The organism is Vibrio astriarenae (assembly GCF_010587385.1).
Lineage (GTDB): Bacteria > Pseudomonadota > Gammaproteobacteria > Enterobacterales > Vibrionaceae > Vibrio > Vibrio astriarenae.
This window is the reverse complement of record NZ_CP047475.1, coordinates 295134-313409: the sequence shown is the minus strand read 5'-3', so window position 1 is coordinate 313409 and position 18276 is coordinate 295134. Positions and strand designations below refer to the sequence as shown.

The following is an 18276-nucleotide window of genomic DNA, read 5'->3' as shown; positions in this document are numbered from 1 at the left end:
GGCGAGTCACTATGAACCATATTCTCTTGATTGATGACGATACTGAGCTAACGTCACTACTGACTGAAGTATTGACCTTTGAAGGCTTTCAGATCAGTGAGGCCAATGATGGCGAAGCAGGGCTCGCGCTTTTGGACGAGAACATAGATTTAATCTTACTCGATGTGATGATGCCAAAACTCAATGGCATCGAGACTCTAAAGCAGCTTAGAGCGAATTGGGAAACTCCGGTACTCATGCTGACTGCAAAAGGGGAAGAGATCGATCGCGTCATCGGTCTCGAGCTTGGCGCAGACGACTACTTACCTAAGCCATTCAGTGACCGTGAGCTACTTGCACGTATCAAAGCGATTTTGCGTCGAACCGCAAAAGAGCCCGCAAAGAAAAGTGGCACGAAAGACTGTCACGAGTACCTCAATATTGTCACCTACCCAGGTAAGCTAGAGGCGTATCTCGACGAACAACTTCTTGACCTCACCACGACGGAGTTCGCGCTACTGGATTACTTCCTGCAATATCCTGGCGATGTTCTCACCAAGGAAGTGCTGAGCCTAGAAGTACTTGGCAAGCGCCTTTCTGCTTTTGACCGAGCCGTCGACATGCACGTGTCTAACTTACGTAAAAAGCTCACTCAGTCGGGAGAAGGACGTACCCTGATCAAGACCTTACGAGGTCGCGGCTATATGTTAGTTGAGGCCGATTCATGAAGCTTCCAAAGTTCAGTAGCCTGTATGGGCGAATATTCGCCATCTTTTGGTTCACCATCATGTTGGTGGTGATCGCCGTGCTTTCTCTGCCTCACCTAGATCCACGTAAAGTGCGTGAGCTCTCAACTGAGCATGCTGAGCGTTTAGAACGATTGGCACGTAATGTCGAGAACCACTATCGGATGACCCAAGATCTTAACGTGATCATTGATGACTTCAATAAGGAGCTCAACAAGAATCGTCATCGAAAGCCGTCGCTTTATCTGGCAGACAGTGAAGGCAATATCTTAACTCAAGGTGACCGTTCCGATTACAAACGCAAGGTGCTCAAAAACTTTGTCTCTAGCACCGACTTTCCCAACACTGCGCAACAAAAACTCTACGGACAGTGGATGCTTGCAGGCCCAGTAAAGGTTGAATTAGCCAACCAACCACTGCAACTGTATATGGGGTTACGCTGGAATGAGCCACCGCCCTACCTAATTCGCCTGTTCGATAAACCTTTTCAGTTACTCATCGTGGTCATGGTTGTCAGTACACCCCTGCTGCTGTGGCTCGCTTGGGCAATCAGTCAACCAGCGCGCCGACTAGAGCAAGCTGCGCGGCGCGTTGCAAAAGGGGAATTTGTTGAGGACCCTAAGCTTGAGCAGGGAACGCGCGAGTTTCGTCAGGCAGGCCAGAGCTTCAACCAAATGGTTGATGCTGTGAATTCCATGATCTCGGGTCAGCAGCGTCTGTTGTCTGATATTTCTCATGAGCTGCGCTCTCCTCTTACTCGCTTGAGAATGGCTTCAGCATTGGCGCAGCGCAAACAAGGTGAAAGCAGCGAACTGACACGTATTGATACCGAAGCACAGAGGCTCGAACAGATGATCTCTGAGCTGCTGTCGCTCTCTCGCATGCAAATGGACTCTCACCTAAGTCGAGAACTGCAGCCCTTGAGCAGTCTATGGGAAGGTCTGCTTGATGACGCTCAGTTTGAGGCGGAGCAATCTGGCAAAGCGCTTAGCTTCAATGCTATCCCCGACAAGAGTATCTCGGGGAGTCCCAAATTGCTGATCAGCGCGGTTGAAAATGTCATTCGCAATGCCATTCGCTATGCCGACCAAGCCATCGAGGTCAGCTTCAGCATCACAGGAGAGCGCGTCACTATTATGGTGGATGACGATGGCCCGGGTGTGCCCGACGAACAGCTCGATCAAATTTTCCGGCCCTTCTACCGCGTCTCAACCGCTCGCGACAGAGACTCGGGCGGTACGGGACTTGGTTTAGCCATTACAGAAAATGCCGTCAGACAACACAGCGGAAAAATACACGCTCAGCGCAGCAATCTCGGCGGACTCAAGGTCACCATCACGCTGCCGCTGGCTTAGCTTACTTGCAGCAAAAACAGCGACAGTGCTATTCTTCTCGCATCTCGGGGCAACGAAAATCGTGCCCCTTCTCAATTCAACGGTGAACCCGGCTACTATGTTTGACATTGCTCTTTACGAACCTGAGATTGCGCCTAACACAGGTAAAATAGAAACCCATACCGAACTGTAATTTTTTTAGGGTATTTTTGGCGTATTGGAGCAATTAGCTCTAGTCTTAAAAAAGTTAGTAAGCTGTCTCTGTGTGGTTTGCCATGTACAAAGACCTTTTTCATAATTTCAAACTAGACGGTATCGACATAGATAAGATATATCTATTTTCTGACGATAATCGTGAACCAATTGTTTTGCCCTGTTTATGGTCAATACATATTGCTATCAAACAAGAAGTGTGGGGTTGGCATACTACCGGTAACCGAAGTTCTTATGGCAATGCAATTACACGCAAAAGACAAAGAAACGTAAAGACTACCTTCAAGGCAGAGCCCGCAACAGAAAATACACTTGTCAATTATATAGGGCACGTATACAAGTTACTTAAGTACATAAATAGCCTGCCCGACCTGAGTATTCACCACACTGAAAACATAACCACACGCTTTCTAAACCATTACCTAAATCAGGTATTACCAAACAGTCTATCATCCATAACCTCTCTCAAGGCACATCAGTCGGGCATTGCAGCATATTGTAACTTTTTATGTGCTCTTGGAGTTTGGCCCAAAGACCAAAATAGGCCGACAACGATTTACAAGAAGACAATACAATGGATGGCAGAAAAGGATACTCGGCCTCTCAAAATTAGTTATGTCGCAACTGATGAATACAACGACCTGTTACGCAATTGTACTTGTGCTCGTGACAAACTGATATTGCAAATGGGATACGAAGTTGGCCTACGAGCAGAAGAAAACTGTGGATTGGAACTTAATGACCACGGTAAGCACCGAGGCCTAATATCAATATTTGAAGAGTTGAAATCTCGTCCTGAAAAGATGGTTTGGGAGTACGTAATACGAGGGAAGTACACCAAGGGAGGTAAAACTGGTGTAATCTATTTTGACCGAGAACTACTCGAGAGTATGAAAATATACCATGACGGAGAGCGAGCAACTACCGTAAACGATTCTAGTCAGGTAAGTACACAAACCTTATTTGTTCGTAATGATAACGTAGGAAAGGGGCTCCCTATAAGTGCGAAGCAAGCCACAACAACCTTTAGACGAGTAAGAGCATTAGTCCCCTATCTAAACCAAGCACTTAGTTATCACGATCTTAGGCACTCCTTTGCCACCCAACTATATCACCAAGAACTACAATCCTCCGAGGGGCAAGAAACACGCTCTGAAAGTGCTGCTCTAGAAGTAGTTCGACAACGCCTTCGCCACAGCGAAAACTCAAAAACTGTATATCGTTATATCCGTCTACATATGGTAATGCTTAACAGAGAAGCTATGGTGAATGCATGAGTGTTGATTACTCAAAGCGCTCTGTAAACATGTTTGATGAAGCTCTTCCCCCTCTGCCATCAAAACTCAAAGCTATACCAACTCGTCTGATTATAAACAACAGAGCCATACATCTCGCAAACCCAAATCGCCACGCAAGGCTTGTTTTCCAAGCTATCCATAATGCAGTCCTTTCCGATTGGTGGCAACAAACATTGAATTCGGTCACTCAGAGGACATACGTTACACAAATTTCATGCTTTACAAATTGGCTGAACGACCAAAAATTAAACGATGCAAGGATATTTCACCTACTTGAGGATTATCAAACATATCGAATAAATCAAAATGAACTCTTGCCGCAATCTACAGGTACTAAAGATATCAAAATCCTACTGGAAGAAGGGGCGGCTTCAGATACTTTTACACCCGAAGAGCAGCGATTTATACGCTTATTGGTAGAAAGTACCGGTATATTGAAAGGAGAGGAACCGACACCTTTTACCTTGAGCGGTTGGTTTACAAATATAGACTGGTTGAGACCTTTAGTCGGCGATAGTAACTGGTTAGCATTAGAGAGCCCGAAGCGTCTTATGGGAAGCTTTAGTGTCACAGTAGCTTGTTCGTTACTGTGGATCTTGCAGATAAAATCAGCAATCTTTAAGCTAATGCAAAAGTATCCACATATTACTGAAATAGGTAAAGGGCTTACTTCACGTCAACGTAACTTCAAGCATTGCAGAGAGTTGCTAGTAACTTTAATACAGCACTCTAACGAACTCCCAGAAGGCGCAGTAGAGCTGCTACTAGCTGACTGTCTTAACCCCAACGTACTCAAAACATACAATGAACGAATACGCGATGGTAAAACTATTGGACTCAAGATTAAAGTAGGCTCTTGCTATCAAAACACATTCATACAACCACATATATTTCATCCTGACTATATAACAAGTCACTCTCGAATAGAGCAACTTCTAATGGCTTGGTTATGTGCTTGGCAAACTGTACAACCGACCGATGTACGAAAACTAAAGAGCAATAATTTTTATATTCATTATAACAAATACCATCGCCCGATAAGTGTGCAGTGCGCCTATTATAAAGGCCGGAGTAGCATTCAAGAACCACAAATTTTGGATAGCTCACTCATTGAAGCAAAAGCAATAATTGCGTACTTGGAAACATTACCAGATGATGAAGTGGCTATCTGCCCCATTGGAGGCTCTGTATCGTTCACGCCTACATCAAACTACTCAATTCCTGGACTGTTAACTAGGATATGGGAAACGCCAACTCTATCAAAGTTGATAAACACTCGCCTCAAGGCACGTTCCTCAAGCGATCTTTTCCGCCACCTGTATCTGTGTATGATAAGAAATAGCCAAGAATCCTATGCAGCGTGGTATTTAAAAGAACTAGAAAAACAACAGCAAACAAGTTATGAACTTTATCGCGAAAAAGTATCTCGACCATTGCCTATATCACTATTTGGCCTCGCAGCTATAAAAACCAGTTCAATTCAAGCACGCAGTGACAAATACCGTGATAGTGACCTGATAAACACAAACTCACATTCAGCAGGAGTAGAGAAGACCAACTACATGACAGACAAGAACAAAGAGTGGGTCAACTTAAATGGAAGAATAACTCGAATAGTTCTTGATGACATCGAAAACCATGTATTCAAACTGAATATTGATGCTGCACTTAGCCAGGCTCGCGAGCGAAATCTGCAAACAAAAATTCAGAAAATATCTAGCAATCAGAATGTACAGATAAATCCATTAGGTCAGGTTATCACTCCATCTGCGGCAGGAGTAATAAAAAATGGAGAACCAGATATGTATGTTGTGTGGGATACCCCAGAAACCGTAGTCTACTTTCTACATTATCTTTCCGAAGCGGAACGTCAGGCAAATCGACTTATCCAAAATGCGTTGCAGTTCTTTGAGCGAACGGTCTTACCTGATGCAGAATGGATGTCTTTGTTACTGAATAACCGTATAAGTCCTGAAGTAGTCAAAGAGGGGACTGAAAAATATAAACAACTCCATAAAGTTCTACCACCACTATTTGAGGCGCAAATATACGGAGGCGTGGGCACGTGATCACACCAATTCCTTTACCACCTGATGCAAATCATAATGCATACCTGACTCATGAACTGCAGCAACGCCTCAGAAACATGGGCTCTCAAAGTGACCTACATCAGAACCTGTGGTCTTTTGCTCATGGTGTAACTCTAAACTTCTCTGGGTTACGTAACTTAGAAGAAAACCAACCAGAGTGGTGTGGTATGCTTGGAGTACAACCTTGCTGGCTAGCCAAACTACTGTTCCTTGATATTGCGCGAACGTATCAGAATGTAGGTTTTTTAAGAAAAATATACGCTTCTATATGCAAATGGATTTTTTGGCTCGCTGAACACGAACCACCCCAAAAGTCTACTTATCCCAAAAAACTAAAGCCACTTATTCCGGCACGTCAACTCGATCTAATCACACTTTTTGAATACCAAATCAAACATAGCATTACCCAAAGTGGCACATTAGAGCGTCGCTTGACACCATGTTGTTGGCAAGATGTGTCAAATACATATACACGTGAATGGCATTTTACACTACGTCAACTAGGTTTAGAGCCGATAGGATTTAATACTGTCTATTCGGATAAAGTGCGGCTTAAATCTTGGAAAAAAGCTATTGATAATGTAACTGATGGAGAACTCACATACGCAGACTGGAAAAAAGGAAATACTTTAAATCGACTATCACTAGATTACGGCCGATACTACATAGAACACTGCCATCACTTCTTTAATAAAAACATATCCCTAGCAACAGCACTAAAGCTAACCCTAGAGGATATTGAAACTATTGCTAATTTAGCTGACATTTCCATAAGTAGTGCAATACCAACTGTTCATCACTTCCTTCAGGGCAAGACGATTCATGAACTACCACGTGGAATCACACATAAAAGTAACACCCGACGATATTTGAGCGATGATACATTAAACAGAATTAGATCAGCAACTGAGAGTGTTTTTGAACAGCATTTACGGCCTTTGATGGCAAGTGAAGCAATGCTTAAAGACTCAGAAATCCGGGCACTCGCCAAACATCTTAGCATTGATTGCACTGACTACAGCGAATTAGAGTGGATTCGTCAGCTTGTAAAAGTGTACCTTCCAAAACTAGACCATCAACACATATTAATCCCAGACGAATTAAAAGTACTGCACACTAAATGGATAACAGAAATCACGGGACCAAAACTTGATTTGACTAATAATTCAGAGCCTCTCGATAATTGGATAGCAGCACGATGGAAAAAACACTTTACTGAAGTCGATGTTAAACTTCCGACGACGAGATGGTTCAGCGATTTGGGTTTAGTCATTAAAAATGGCCAGAAGTCTACCTATCTTAATACGTTTATTAAGTTGGTAGGTGATGCTGGCCTAACCTACGTCGTAGCCATTACAGGTTGGCGTGAATCCGAGTTTGGCTGGTCACTGAGAGACATCAAAATCACTAGAAACTTCGATGGACTTGATCAACATACTTGTCCATGGAGACATAACGTCAAATGGGTCATCCCTAAAACTCATGGTAAAGTCAAAATCAGCAGAGAGATAACTCAAAGCACATATGAAGTAGCACGACAGCTATCACTACTCACACAGTCAGGTGAATCAAAGCCGTGCCTTTACCCTACACATAACAAGTTCATCAATTTCCCTGAAAAATCTGGAGAATTTGTCAAACGACGCATCAAGTCGATGTGGCAGCACTTCGTAGACAACTACGCCCCTTTCGTCCAGTTAGATAAAATCCATGCTTTCGATGAACTCAAAAGTCTTGCTCGGCACCAAATATTAACGTTTGAAGAACAGCGAAATCTTCAGCGGCTAGCCAAAGATAGTACATCAGAGAGCTGGAATAACTTTCAACAAGATACGTTACTCGTTGAAGCTCACCGCAGAGCACGTAGAGAGAGAGACCGAGTAACCTTTCTCTTTTCTTATAGCGATCGAAAAAAACTACTAGAACGATATATTAGCGGTCAGTTACCCGACCACATTATGCAACTAATGGATAGATATCTTTCCATTTCTACTAAACAAGATATTCTACATAGAGCTCAGACGACTGGCTTTTCAGCGCTTTACACCAGACATATAGTCAATGAAATTGTGGAAGATTGCCGTTACCCCAGCCCCCACGCGTTCAGACATATTTGGGCCGAGGCGGTGTACAGACGCTTTGATGGTGACGTTGGGTGGATGATACGTTCTCAATTCAAACATATTAACCAAAATATGTGGTTGACATATATCCGTGACAAGGATAATAGACGTCAACATGACACTGTAAAGCGGAGAGTTATTTCTTCTTTGCTAAAAAATCACCTACATAAAGCAGGAAAAGGGTTTGCTGGGAAACTAGACATCCTATTGCGCAGAGTGTTGTTCAAGACGCAGGTAACCACCACTAAAAACATCGAGAGTGTCGTAGAAGACTTCGCGGAAAAAGAGATCCTAGATATAAAGGCTAACCCTTGGGGTTTTTGTATACTACTCAAACGCAATCAACACAAAGCTAAATGCTCTGTTAATGGCATTCTCCAGAGGCAAAACGCCTGTCCTGGGCTATGCCTTGGATGCATAAACAACCTAACTCAGAAAGGTAATATACAAGGAATACTCCTTGGGATCGCTAACGACGTAAAGCTCCTTCACACACAACAAGTACCAGCCGCATGGCGCGCACCATCAATACAAACCGTCTTTAACGCAATCAAGCATCTAAAACGCCTTGGAGCCGCCCCGACTATCATTGATAGCCTACAAAGTGCTATAGAAACAGAAGGTAAATCGATATGAGCCTCGAACTGTTACAGCAACAAGCCGAATACGAAAGCAAACAAAAACCAGAAAAGTTACCAAACTGGGTATCATCCAGTAATAAATCTATTGATGCCTGGTATTGCCTTAAATCACTTGAATCACTTTGCCAGGAATATATCAATACACACCGAAAACCATCTGACTTTTCCAAAACAAGCCTATGGCAGATCCGCGTGAGTCATGTTGCTAAAGCAATAAATGTAAAGCCCGCCACTCTTGACATGGCTAAAGGCTCCAAGTGGGCTTCAGGGTTTCGCAGTGCACTGGATGCTAGCAACAAAAGACTATTAGAAGATAAAGAAAAACGAGTTGGTAGTTATTTAAGAGCAAAAGGGAAAGGCAATGCATCAAAAACTCACGATGAACTTGTCAAAAAATGCCAGAAAATTCAAAAAGAGTTAGAGGATGAGAAACAAAGAAACGCGGAAGAATTATGGTCCAATCGGCTATCAGAGTTATCTCTTCCTGTCCGACAGTTATTAGGACTTAACTAGTAAAAACAATTGTTCCGATTTCAGCTCACACACTGGATTTACCAAAGCAACAAGAAGCGAAGTGACTTAGGTTATCGCACACAGGTGCTTTGACAATTCTCGAACGAGAATTAAAAACGTATTAGCTGTAGTAAACCATACTTGATCTTACACACCTACCCGTTAGTTACGACTAGATCGTACAGTCTGGTTTTTTCTCAATGATAGTAAACCACTGTTTCAATAGAACAAAATCGATCGTATGATACCAATAACAAGAATCAGAACTAATTGGCTAGAATAATGAACATATTCAATCTTGAGCACGAGAAACGAATCATAGAATCGAGGGTAAGAGACATCTACACCCCCTACCAGCCGATCATGACATATGACTTGTTTTTTGGGCGTCAAAACGAAGTTCATAGCATAATTCAACAGCTCAACACTCCGGGTCAACACTCGGTGCTGTTTGGAGATCGAGGTGTAGGAAAAAGCTCCCTAGCCAACATCGCTAGTGAACTACTAAAGCCTCTCAAGAATAATCAACTGATCAAGAAACGTTGTGATAGTAGTGATACCTTCTTGACTATCGTCGAGAAACTACTGATAAAAGTCGGAGTGGATTTACAGATTAGCTCAAGCGAGCAAGAGTGCCAAGACACCCAAAAAGGCGGGGTGAAACTTGTTCTGAATGCAGAGTTAGAGTCAAAAAACACTGACAAAGTAATGCTCAAGGGCTTTACGGAAAGAGCGATTTCCCCAAGTTGGGTAGCAGATAAGATCAAGGACATTAACGCGATCTTTCTTCTCGATGAAATTGATGTGATTGCTAAAGAAGAGAAGTGGAAAGTAGCAGAGCTTATTAAGCAATTGAGTGATGAAGGTTCGCCTCTCAAGTTTTTGGTTGTGGGAATCGCTGAGACATCAAGTGAACTTACGCACGGACACAAGTCTGTTCAACGTTGTCTTAAAGAAACTCATTTAAAAAAGCTATCAACAGAGGAAGTCCGTCAGATTATTACTGAAGGCGCGAAGAAACTCGAACTAGAATTTTCTACGTCAGCAATCAGGAAAGTCGAAAAAGTGAGTGCTGGCTATGCTCATTTTGCACATTTACTTTGCTTAAAATCAGCTGAAGCTGCGATAGCAGAAAGCCGTAAAGAAATCAGCCTAGGTCACATACAAGCAGCTACCGATGACGCTTGTGGTGATGCAGAAGGATCACTCAGAACGCTTTATAACGAAGCTATTCGTTCTGCAAATACTGAAGAGTTTAAAAAGATTCTTATTGCTGCATCTTCCATTACTGAAGATGAATTCAAGGCATCTAAACTTCGAGGCGCTTACGAGCGACTTTGGGGAGTAGAAATAACTCAAGGTTGGTTAAACAACTACTTGCAGAAAATAGTATCTGATAATGATGACACTATTCTAAGAAGGTTAGCTAAAGGCGTTTATAAGTTCAACGATCCAAGAATGCCAAGCTATATTAGGCTTGCCAACTTAACAATGCTTCCTGATGGCGATATCAACTTCTGATTAGCAGCCTCAGTCTACTCAAAACATTCCACTTTACCCCGTATTACGTACGGGGTTAAAACAGACACCTCACTTAGCAACAAAGCACTACATTGGTATCCTTTTATAACTCATATATATTTGATCCATCTCTTCAAAACTATACTTTCTATCAGAATTCAAAGATTCTCGAACCTTTGAGCTAAATTCTTCGCTCAACTCTTGCCGTCTCAAATCCAGAGCTATCTTATGCTCTTGAACGAAGTTGCATTGAAGTGAAGAACCGTGAAGGTCTGGAAACATACTAGAGTAATCAATGCCCATATGGGATAGGTCGTTGAGTATAAGTGCTCTTTCACAATCAGGGATCATATGTTTGACCAAAAGATTTAATTCTTTGAATGAATCAAACTGTTGCTCTAAAGTTTTGCCGGTAGGAATTCTAGTTAATAGTCCACACTGAGAAAGCAATCGTTGATTAAACTCTAAAGCTGGATCGTAGACTTCAAATGCTAATCTAGAATCTTTTGAAGCTAGCTCTACGACTGTATCTATACTCAAGCTGTAAATAGCGCGAAAGCCAGTACTGCTTCTCTCTGGTGAAGCAAACGCAAAAAATACGGCATAATATAGTGCTGTAGTCCAATCAACATAAGGTGTCGCCAAGCCATAATGCTGGCCTAATGCCCATAAGGCTTCGTCAGTAATGTTGTTAAAAGGTAGGCGCCCTCGAGAAGTGAACTTAAAATTATTTAGATGGGCATGTTCAAGTTCCTCAGGTGTGTAATAGCCTTCTAAGTCACTATAAATTCTGGTTAATGAACTAGTCACATCCCATGCGCTGTCTCTTTGTCCGCGGAAAACTACTCTTTCGATGTCATTATAGAACTCTCGGCTCACATAATCCTTAAAGGAATCCCAACTGGGATGCTCTACCAAATTAACTTTGTAGTGCTTATTTTTGTGATATACCCATTCATTTAAATCTGAAGTAGGTTCATACGTACTGGTAACGCTCACATACTCACTGGAGTAAAGCCTTCCATTCGTTGTTTCAAGATCCCACTTGATTCCCATTTCTCTCGATAACACCAAAAACTCAGATGTAGTAAAAGAATATTGATCCTGCTCTACTCTAGGGAAGATATCTATAAGTAGTAGATCTATATGTCTATCGTAATGCATGCTCCCTCCCTATCGCTTTAAAACCCAAGTTAAAAAATGTACTGGTATTTGATTTAACAACCTTATGAATCACCAAGCATAGCATGGGAACGACTTCGGGAGATGATAAGTAGATCACCTTGAGGAAAGTATGCAACCAGTAGAAATCTACCGAAATTTTCATAAATATAGCAATTCAACACGCCAAGAATATGATGTGACTTTTTACCCACTGTAAATGCATTGCTTATATCTAATATCATTGGGCATTTATTCAGAATAAATCAGAGAAACCTTAAGGTAGTAACTCTTTCACGTCACACTCCAAAATACTAGCGAGCTGATAGGCTTTTTGAAGAGTAATATTAACCTCGCCGCGTTCAACCCTACCAATGTAACTCCTATCAATATCTGCAAGTAAAGCCAGTTTATCTTGAGAAATAGACCTATCCTTGCGCATTCTGCGTAGGTTCGCTCCAAAATCTTTCGCTAAGTCTTTCATTTTATATGGACTCAAAAAATGAAAACTATCTTCTCTTGATGCAGACATTGCCACGGACTATAATCCGCATTTTATAAGCAATGGTTCCCAACATGAGTGAAAAATACCTGATTAATCGTGATATCTATGGAGTCATCACTTCACCCTCAATGAACGAATTTCAGGCCGCTCAGGTTAGGGAACTAATACAAAAAGCTTCTAATGCTTACGACGATTCAAACAATACTAGAGTTTTGGTGGCTAGACATTTAAACAAGCTTGAGCGCATAGGTGCCCTGACAAGTACTGGTGTGCGCCAGAGTAAAAAGTACAAAAAGACAGCCTCTTTTGATGAATTCAACTTTGTTCTTAAAGACAAGCGAAGTCGCTCAACGACTAGTAACGTAAATGAGCCATCAGTTTCAAAGCTTAAATCAGAACTGATAAAAGAAAAAACAGACATTGAGACCGAATTAAGAATTGCTTTGGCTGAAGTCGAAGAGTATCGAGGCTTGATGAATCGTTCCTCTGAACTAACCCAAATACTCAACGAGCCTTATGCTTTAGCTGCCACCAAAACAGCATCATTAGTAGCAAAACTCAATGTTTGGTCGAAAGCAATTAAACTAGTTTCAGAAAAAGAGATAAAGGTATGCTAAGGCTATGGCAAAAAGACTGTGTAAAACTAGCTAAGCAAAAGTTTCATCATGGGCAGAGACACTTTTTAGCTCAGGCAACCCCAGGGGCTGGTAAGACAATTATGGCAGCGACTCTCGCTGAGCAAATGTTCGCTGAAAAAAAAATTGATTTCGTACTCTGCTTTGCTCCTTCAACATCAGTATCTCGAGGAATTAGAGATACATTTTCACGCATACTTGACTGCAGTTTCAAAGGAAAGATCGGTGAAAAAGGAAAAGTAGTAACTTACCAATCATTACGATTCTTTGATCGACGATTTTGGGTCGCGCTTTCAAAATACAAAGTACTTTGCATATTCGATGAGATACACCACTGTTGTGGAAATTCAGAGGGTAATTGCAACTCTTGGGGGTACCACGTCCTTACAGATATTCAAACAGCTGCTACCTACACACTTGCTTTGAGTGGCACACCATGGCGCTCAAATGATACTCCAGTAGCTCTTGCATCTTACAGCACTCCCGACGGCAGAATCGTTTGTGACTACAACTATTCAATGGCCCATGCTATCCGAGATAAGGTCTGCAGAAAACCTACTATCGCACTCATCGACTGTGAACAATTAACGGTTGGTGACAAAACGCACACTGAATCTTTTAACTCTCTCAGCCATTTTCTATCCAGTGATAACTTTAGTTACCAATCAATACTTAATGATGATGATGCCCTTGAGTACATTCTGAGTAAGTCGGTTGACAAGTTAAAAGTGATAAGAGAAGAAACTCACGATGCTGCTGGCTTAGTAGTTGCTTCATCAATAAAACATGCTTTGAAAATTTCTCGCAAGTTAGAAATAGACTTTCAACAATCTGTAGTTGTTGTGACGCACAAAAATAAGAAATCACACAATATAATCAATGGATTCAATGAAAGTGATACAAAGTGGATTGTTAGCGTTGGAATGATCAGTGAGGGGACTGATATTCCAAGACTCCAAGTATGTTGCTACCTAACAAATGTAAAAACAGAACTCTACTTCAGACAAGTTCTGGGACGCATATTACGCTTGACTCAGGGTTCTAACCAGGAAGCTTGGTTCTATACATTCTCCACACCAAAAATGGTAGAGTTCGCCGAGGACATAGAGTCCGAAATACCACAAAGCTGCATGTATCTGAAAATGTCACCCGCTATTGATTCTAGTACGCATGACTCTATAAGTACGTTAAGCAACCCGATAGAGAGTAAAACTACGCAGGAACTATCTGATATAATTTGGAAAGGTGGAATTAAAGATATATTACAAACATCAAAAAGTGACCAAAGTCACACATGCCTACTTTCGCTAAACGAATTTAATCAACGTGTAATTGAAGCTTTTCGTGAGCTCTAACTCTGCGCCCCCCTTACCCAAGCATACTAAACATGAGCTGGTTGTACATATTGACATTTTACAATTTCTTACCTTGAGTACGAACTGGGTTTAGGAAAGCCTCCCCTTATGATGATAACAATCAATAAGGTATTGTTCGAACCATTAGGGTGAGGAAAAACCGCTACATCTTCTTCAAAACTCCCTAATGGTTCAGTTTTTGGAGAAGACTCTAAAACGGCTAAAACTCCAACTTTCTTACCCAAAGCTAGAGCATAACTGGCTGTTTGGTCGAAGTACTTTGCGAAATCTTTGGGGTACAGTGTTCTTTTATGTTCAACCTTTAGTTCAATAGGAATATCACAATACGTCAGATCTGTAATACCACCAGCAGCCTCTAAGTGGCTATGCAAGTTCTCACCAATCTCAACTCGACTACTAAGCAGTTCAAGAACTTTATCTTGAAAAACTCTCTCTGAAGTTTTCTCTGGAAACATACCTTGCTTTAGTGCTTGAGCATAGATATTACCGAGCCCTCCCAAGATTGTCATAACATTTGCCAAGTCACTTTCATTGTGAATATGCAACGCTCTTAATTCGTTCCTCAGCTTAATCAGATGCTTATCTATGTGAGAAAACCCAGAGATAGGATTGCAATCTATATCCGTCCCTTCCAATAGCAACCTTCTATGACCAACGATCTCCACTTTCTCATTTTGTTGAGAACCAGTGAATTCTGCAGCATAAAGGAACTCATAAGGTCTTGAACCAAAAGAGTGGGCGACTTCCAATACAGCTCTACCTGTATCTCTCAAGACAAACGGCTCCGCTCCCTCTGGTTTTTCAAAATTAAAAGTAGGTAACCACTGTCTTTCTCTCGCATCGATTGTTACTGGTGTAAGCAACAAGTTCGTCGCATCTGCTGGCCAATTGGAAACTCTAACCTCCAAAGTTAAGTCATATGAAGTACCAGGTTTAAGGTAATTAAAGTTCTTTGCTGGTTGCCCATCGATATCAAATTTTAAGAAAGCGACGTTAATTTTCTCTCTCGAAGAGCTTTTCCTATGTATCGAAGAACTTGAGGCTACAGACATTTTTTTTACCCTTGAGAACAAAAGTAGTGGAAGGTCCCAACGAGAAAAAAGTTCACAGACTGAATCAAGCTCATCTATATCACTAATCTTACTGATACTATCGATAAACTCTACGAATAACGTATCTTCTTCAGTAGCTAAAGATTCATCAAACTCTGAAACCTTCAATTTCGCTGAAGTCAAAAACCTTTGAGAATCTGGAGCAGCACTTCGAATAGATTGCTTCCACTTAGCAAGGAGAAGGAATACTGATACAGAAAACAGAAAGCGACGATAGCTGTTCTCTGCATCACCATCGCCAAGTGCATCGACAACTTCCCTAAGTTGAAGGTAAGCACTTTGGAGAGACTCAATATTGCCAGGTGCTGGTTTTAAGGCCTTTTCGATACAATCGAGTACTACTACTCTAGAAGTTAAAGCCTGGTGGAACATTTCGAAATTTGGCTCGCTCTTCATACTCTTTCTCCAAATCGTGCACTAAACTTTGCCATTTTTGTGTACTTTCACTGCTTAAATTGCCAACTTTTATTTCTGACTCAATCTGCAATGCAGTAGCAACCAAGTCAGTCTGAATACGCCATAATTGATTACGTGGTTCTTCCGGTATCCCTTTCAAGAGGTCATTAAATAGCTTTGCGCCGATAGCACTATCTCCTGACACTGAAAAAGCTGCCGCATATGTAATAGCCTCTATAAAGTCCTTAGGATGTAGCGGTTTTAGTTGTTCTAAAGCACATACTAGTTCTTCTGTACTATTTGAAAGCTCTTGCTTAGAGCTAACCAATATAGTTTCCTTACACTCTCTTATTGATATACCACGCACATAACTATCTTGAACTGCTTTCAATATTACTTTCAGAAAGTTAGGTAGCTTTTTAAGGCCAAAGCTAGGTGTACTTACCGCATAGTACAAAGCTCGACCTTCTTGCTTAAGCAAAATTGCTGAAAGCATTTGACCATATGCACCTTCAATCTCAGCTTCTGTGAGACACAATGAAACCAACAAGTTAATACAGTCAATCAGAAATTCTTCGTCATTTTCATTCGAATATACTATTACCAAATTACGTAAGCGGTCCTTCAAAAGCTTGCGCTTACCTTCTGGAAAAGCCCTATGCATAAGAGTCCACACTGCCCTCTTATGAACCATTGTATAAGGGTCACTTAATGCAAGTGAATAAGCATCGAAGAACAGGTTTGGGAAGTACTTTATTACGTCAAATGGAACATACTCCCATGCATCAATTGCACTAGCCCTGACCAATACGCTCTCATCCATTAGAGCACCATACCAGTCAGATAAAACCAAGTTTAAGCTACTAACTCCTGTTACCATTTTGGTTATATGGGTTATCATACACCCACGCATCTGCTCCTGATTTTTAGGCAGTTTTCTATAGAGACTTAAGAAGTCTTCAATCCCCTTTTGGCCTCTGCACTTAGCACCCAGCGCAGCTAGGTTAACTAGTGACGACTGTAATGAGCTAATTTCCCTTTTCTTATTGCTTTGCTCTATTCTATCTGAGAAAGAATAGGGGACTTCAAGGGCCCCTTCTTTGCCGACATGCTCATACTTTTCAGACAAGGTAGCAGCAGCACCTATTAGATCATCAAAACTATCTAGAGCTAACGTTGAAAGTTCAGATTTGGTATATCTAAACGTATCTAAGGCTCTGTTCCTGTGATTATCAGGGCTTTCGATGGCTGCCCATAATAATCTTTTAAAAGCAACTTTATGGACATCTTCTATTCGAGTATCAGACTTAACAAGTCTAATTGCAGAGTCGTATATTCTGTTTGATTCATCAAACCCCACTGGATCATTATCTGTTAAGTAGCTCTGGATAACTTTATCGGTTGATTCTGGTATTTGTAATAGGCATAGCGAGGCTGCTTTTCTGAGAAAATGAATAACATTACTATCGCTTCCCTCTTCTGGCAGTAGTAGGCGACGGCGCATCAGCAATGCCACTATATCTCTCAAAAAATGGGTAAGTAGAGAGCTATCATTTATACCTATTAGTGCTCGGGTAGCCGTCTGTATACTAATAGATTCTTTTCGACTAAAAAGACGACTCAGAGCTTCAGTTAAGTCAGTTTTTCTAGCATCAAACAACCGTTTTAACGGGTCAGAATCTACTTGTCGTAATTGGTCAGAGAAGATAAATGGGTCTGGGGCAGATTTTGTGGCTAAAAGAGCAAAACCTCTAAGGGCTATTTCAAGCTGGTTCACCCTTAACGTATCAACATTACTTAAAACTACATTTATTGTTGAAGGAGAGATAGAGCTCCTTTGAATTAGGAATAGGGCTACAGGAAGTTTTTTTGCTTCATCAATACAAGCATTTAGTAACGCATTTGCCGCATGAGTTGAGTATGGTAGATAATCATCACCCACTACAGCTTGCAATAATAGGTCTACAATACGAGGAGTAAAAACTTCTGGGGCCAAATGAGCAAACTTTTCAAGTCTTGGATCATCCGATGCTATACCGTCTACGTCCAGCTCATCCAACAAATCAAGAACAAATGTCTCTTCAAAGCTTAACGTTGGTCGAAGCTCTAACCGCTTAAGCCGGCGTTCATTTTGGGCCTTCTTCTTTAATTCTGCATGTTGAATCGCTTGGAGTTTTCTTTTCTCCTCTTCTTGCATCCTTGGAACAATAAACTCCAGAATGTTGGGCACTCCGACAGGAACCCTTTCTTTACAATCTATACAACTACTCTTATAGAAACTATAAATACTATCTTGAAGCAACCAAGAGTAAGTAGTTGACTGCTTCGAATACTTACACTGCATACCCATATGTCCAATGGGTAGACCTGTCTCAGCCTCGAGCATTCCTATTCCACCAGAACGACAAAACTCTGCATGTTCACACCAGTTGCTAAGCAAATTCAGTGCCTGACCATTCTGCCGTCCGGCTTCGTACGCTTCCCGCATTTTATCATCTAAGTCATCCAAGACTAACTACTCCAAAGCTGGTTTACACGTCCCAAGCAAGATGCCACTAATGGCATATTAAATAAAACCTTCTGTAATTCAACTCGCTAGTATGGACTTTGACAACAAATAGGTCTGCAATATC

The 18276-nt window shown here is 41.5% G+C and carries 13 protein-coding genes; 9 read left to right on the top strand and 4 right to left on the bottom strand.

From position 1 onward, the window contains the following. The first annotated feature begins 11 nt into the window (after positions 1-11). From GT360_RS01480 to GT360_RS01450, 7 genes are all read left to right on the top strand, one after another. Positions 12-707, top strand: coding sequence for a response regulator (locus tag GT360_RS01480; RefSeq protein WP_164647190.1), 696 nt, complete (start codon positions 12-14; stop codon positions 705-707). Further along, the gene (gene cpxA, locus GT360_RS01475; protein ID WP_164647189.1) at positions 704-2080 is read left to right on the top strand and encodes an envelope stress sensor histidine kinase CpxA; all 1377 of its coding nucleotides are present in this window, start codon (positions 704-706) and stop codon (positions 2078-2080) included. Before GT360_RS01480 ends, cpxA begins: the two co-directional genes overlap by 4 nt. Before the next feature lie 254 nt (positions 2081-2334). Beyond that, positions 2335-3549 (top strand): tyrosine-type recombinase/integrase, encoded by a 1215-nt coding sequence (locus tag GT360_RS01470; protein WP_164647188.1) that lies wholly within the window; start codon positions 2335-2337, stop codon positions 3547-3549. Beyond that, positions 3546-5639: a hypothetical protein gene (locus GT360_RS01465; RefSeq protein WP_164647187.1), complete on the top strand. Its 2094-nt coding sequence runs from the start codon at positions 3546-3548 to the stop codon at positions 5637-5639. Before GT360_RS01470 ends, GT360_RS01465 begins: the two co-directional genes overlap by 4 nt. Further along, positions 5636-8419: a hypothetical protein gene (locus GT360_RS01460; protein WP_164647186.1), complete on the top strand. Its 2784-nt coding sequence runs from the start codon at positions 5636-5638 to the stop codon at positions 8417-8419. The genes GT360_RS01465 and GT360_RS01460 overlap by 4 nt, the downstream gene beginning before the upstream one ends. Continuing rightward, on the top strand, positions 8416-8937 hold the full coding sequence (locus tag GT360_RS01455; RefSeq protein ID WP_164647185.1) for a hypothetical protein: 522 nt from the start codon (positions 8416-8418) through the stop codon (positions 8935-8937). The genes GT360_RS01460 and GT360_RS01455 overlap by 4 nt, the downstream gene beginning before the upstream one ends. A gap of 282 nt (positions 8938-9219) precedes the next feature. Beyond that, the gene (locus tag GT360_RS01450; RefSeq protein ID WP_164647184.1) at positions 9220-10458 is read left to right on the top strand and encodes an ATP-binding protein; all 1239 of its coding nucleotides are present in this window, start codon (positions 9220-9222) and stop codon (positions 10456-10458) included. 87 nt (positions 10459-10545) lie between these two features. On the opposite strand, the gene GT360_RS01445 is transcribed toward GT360_RS01450, so the two are convergent. Together GT360_RS01445 and GT360_RS01440 are read right to left on the bottom strand one after the other, a co-directional pair. Next, a complete protein-coding gene (locus tag GT360_RS01445; protein ID WP_164647183.1) occupies positions 10546-11622 on the bottom strand; it encodes an FRG domain-containing protein in 1077 nt (358 codons plus the stop codon). A gap of 274 nt (positions 11623-11896) precedes the next feature. Further along, complete coding sequence (locus tag GT360_RS01440) at positions 11897-12103, bottom strand: helix-turn-helix domain-containing protein (protein ID WP_164649539.1); 207 nt, start codon at positions 12101-12103, stop codon at positions 11897-11899. Positions 12104-12195: 92 nt separating this feature from the next. On the opposite strand from GT360_RS01440, the gene GT360_RS01435 reads away from it, so the two are divergent. Both GT360_RS01435 and GT360_RS01430 read left to right on the top strand, forming a co-directional pair. Then, positions 12196-12741 (top strand): hypothetical protein, encoded by a 546-nt coding sequence (locus GT360_RS01435; RefSeq protein ID WP_164647182.1) that lies wholly within the window; start codon positions 12196-12198, stop codon positions 12739-12741. Further along, positions 12735-14114, top strand: coding sequence for a DEAD/DEAH box helicase (locus GT360_RS01430; protein WP_164647181.1), 1380 nt, complete (start codon positions 12735-12737; stop codon positions 14112-14114). Before GT360_RS01435 ends, GT360_RS01430 begins: the two co-directional genes overlap by 7 nt. Before the next feature lie 68 nt (positions 14115-14182). Here the strand turns inward: GT360_RS01430 and GT360_RS01425 are convergent, their stop codons facing one another. Both GT360_RS01425 and GT360_RS21800 read right to left on the bottom strand, forming a co-directional pair. Beyond that, positions 14183-15643, bottom strand: coding sequence for a hypothetical protein (locus tag GT360_RS01425; protein WP_164647180.1), 1461 nt, complete (start codon positions 15641-15643; stop codon positions 14183-14185). Beyond that, positions 15594-18152, bottom strand: a complete 2559-nt coding sequence (locus GT360_RS21800) for a hypothetical protein (protein WP_204274540.1) — start codon at positions 18150-18152, stop codon at positions 15594-15596. The genes GT360_RS01425 and GT360_RS21800 overlap by 50 nt, the downstream gene beginning before the upstream one ends. Positions 18153-18276 lie beyond the last annotated feature (124 nt).